This is a genomic window from Streptomyces sp. NPDC054840, from assembly GCF_053611065.1.
In genome coordinates this window covers 277-2,394 of sequence record NZ_JBSGZP010000903.1, presented here as the reverse complement: position 1 = coordinate 2,394, position 2,118 = coordinate 277, and the positions used below count along the sequence as shown (strand labels likewise).

Here is a 2,118-nt window from a genome sequence, read left to right as displayed (position 1 = left end):
GGACGCGGCACCGACACCGTCGACCGGCTCACCGTCGCCGGCCCGCTGCCCGGCGGGCCGGCACCGGAGTTCGTGGAGACGACCGACCCCGACCACCCCCGGGTCCGCAGAGCCCTGCGCCGCCGTGCCGACGTACGTGTCCGGTCGGCCACCGGGGGAGTCCTCGTCCCCGACGGGCAGCCGGTCTGGTCCCAGCAGGCCACCGGCAACGCGCGCAGCATCCGGGCCTTCCAGGCCACCGGCCACCGACCGGCCGGTGCGGAGGCCCTGATGCTGCTCCCACACCGCTGAACGGCCCTTGACGGCACCCTGACCACCGGCCGCTCACGGAGGTCGTGTGGAATGGATGCCATGGGGAGAGGAAACGACGAGAAGCGACCCGCCACAGGCATACCGGTGCGGGACCCGGTGAACGCCCCCGACGCCGACGAGCCCCCCGAGCACTGGCGCTACGCCCGCCACCTGGAATCCCTGGCCGCGGCGCCGGGCCCGGGCGCGGGCCCGCAGGCCGAGGCGGAGGTCGTGGCCGCCGTGCTGCGCGATCCTGACCGGGTGATGGCCGAGAGCGCTGTCGTCACGCACCTCGACCGGCGAGCCGCGCATCTGCTCGCCGAGGAGGAGTTCCCCGCCTGGGCCCGGGCCATGGCCGCCGCCCTCGCCGGCCGAGCCTTCCCCGAGCGCCGGCTGCGGGAGTGGACCCTGCTCAAGGCCGTCACCCGCCGCGAACCCTGGTCCGCCGAGGAGCTCACCGCCGCCTCCGACTGGTGCCAGCGCACCGCCGCCCGCCTGCTGACCTCGTACGAGGCCCTGACCCTGCTGGCCACCGACGCCCGTACCCGCCGCGTCCGCAACGCGGCCGCCGAACGCCTGCGCCGCGGCACCGCGGTCTGAAGCGGCGTGCGGTGGCGTGACCCGCCGGAGCGGTGCGCCGGTGTCCACGAAGCGGGCCGGTGCCCCGGGGCGTGTCGGTGGGGTGTGGTGAGATGGCCCGACCGACTGTGCAGACCGCCTGGTGAGGTCCTGTCCATGCCCGCATACCCCTCATTGACCCATGCGCTCGCGGAGGCCTTGGTCGATGTTCTCCGGTTCATCGAGGGCTGCGAGGACGAGTAGATGGATCAGGACGACGCCGTCAGAATGCTGGAGTGGGTGGGCCACGTACTGAGCCGGCTGGCGGGCGATCAGCGCGGCGAATTCCTCGACCTGCTCGGGAAGATGGCCGAAGAAGAGGGTGATCCCGCGCGCCGCGCGTTCCTGCGGGAGTTCCCCGAAGGCTTCGGGCTGGTCGAGGAACCGGCCTGACCCGGCCGCCGCACCTCAGCATCTGAACGGCCGCGCACCGCAGTTGTCGGCAGCCGAGGGCTTCCCGGACCCGTCCCGGACGGGTACGAGGCGCTGTACCTGCCCTCGACCGCCGCCGGCCCCGGCACGTCCGGGCGCGCCGTCATCGAGCGGCTGAGCCGCTGGACCGAGCTCCGGGCACACGGCGCGGGTCAGGCGGAGCAGGTAATCACAGGCCGATCCCGCTCACCACTCGTCACAAACCCATTCAGGGCTTAGGGTGCCGTTACCCGGCCGGGTATCAGCGTGAAGACCGATGCCACTTCGCTGGAGGATGACTCTCCGTGTCGCACGTTTCACAAGCTTCCGTCACGACCCCTGACGGTGAGCCCGCCCCGCTCGTCCCCACCACGTACGACGAGGTCAAAGGCTGGTTCTCGGCGTACGACCAGGTGCTCTTCGACTGGTTCCTGACGCGTCAGAACAGCGGCGAGGGGCAGCCGGGCGACCTGCTGGAGCTCGGCGCCTTCATGGGGAAGAGCGCGATCTTTCTCGGCCGGTACCTCAGGCCCGGTGAGGAGTTCACCGTCTGCGACCTCTTCGACTCGCCCGCGACGGACGACTCCAACATCGCCGAGAACCGTGAGTCCTACCCCACGCTCACGCGGCGCGGCTTCGAGACGAACTACCTGGCCTTCCACGAGGCCCTGCCGACGCTGATCCAGGCTCCCACCTCGGTCGTCGCCGACGAGGTCAAGCCGGCGAGCTGCCGATTCGTGCACATCGACGCCTCGCACCTCTACGAGCAGGTCGCGACGGCCATCGCGTCCTCGCGTG

At 71.7% G+C, this 2,118-nt stretch carries 3 protein-coding genes and 1 pseudogene; all 4 read left to right on the top strand.

What is annotated here, in order from left to right; translation table 11 throughout:
* Positions 1 to 291, top strand: a pseudogene (locus tag ACWGIU_RS35740) (GNAT family N-acetyltransferase); the annotation flags it as partial.
* Positions 292 to 351: 60 nt separating this feature from the next.
* On the top strand, positions 352 to 891 hold the full coding sequence (locus ACWGIU_RS35735; protein ID WP_453712256.1) for a hypothetical protein: 540 nt from the start codon (positions 352 to 354) through the stop codon (positions 889 to 891).
* A gap of 222 nt (positions 892 to 1,113) precedes the next feature.
* Positions 1,114 to 1,302: a hypothetical protein gene (locus tag ACWGIU_RS35730; RefSeq protein ID WP_453712255.1), complete on the top strand. Its 189-nt coding sequence runs from the start codon at positions 1,114 to 1,116 to the stop codon at positions 1,300 to 1,302.
* Positions 1,303 to 1,625: 323 nt separating this feature from the next.
* Positions 1,626 to 2,118: class I SAM-dependent methyltransferase (locus ACWGIU_RS35725; RefSeq protein ID WP_453712254.1), on the top strand; the 493-nt coding region annotated here is incomplete at its 3' end.

Excerpts from the sequence above, each read along its gene's own strand:
- ACWGIU_RS35730 (WP_453712255.1), top strand. The coding sequence starts at position 1,114 with ATGGATCAGGACGACGCCGTCAGAATGCTGGAGTGGGTGGGCCACGTA.
- ACWGIU_RS35735 (WP_453712256.1), top strand. The coding sequence starts at position 352 with ATGGGGAGAGGAAACGACGAGAAGCGACCCGCCACAGGCATACCGGTG.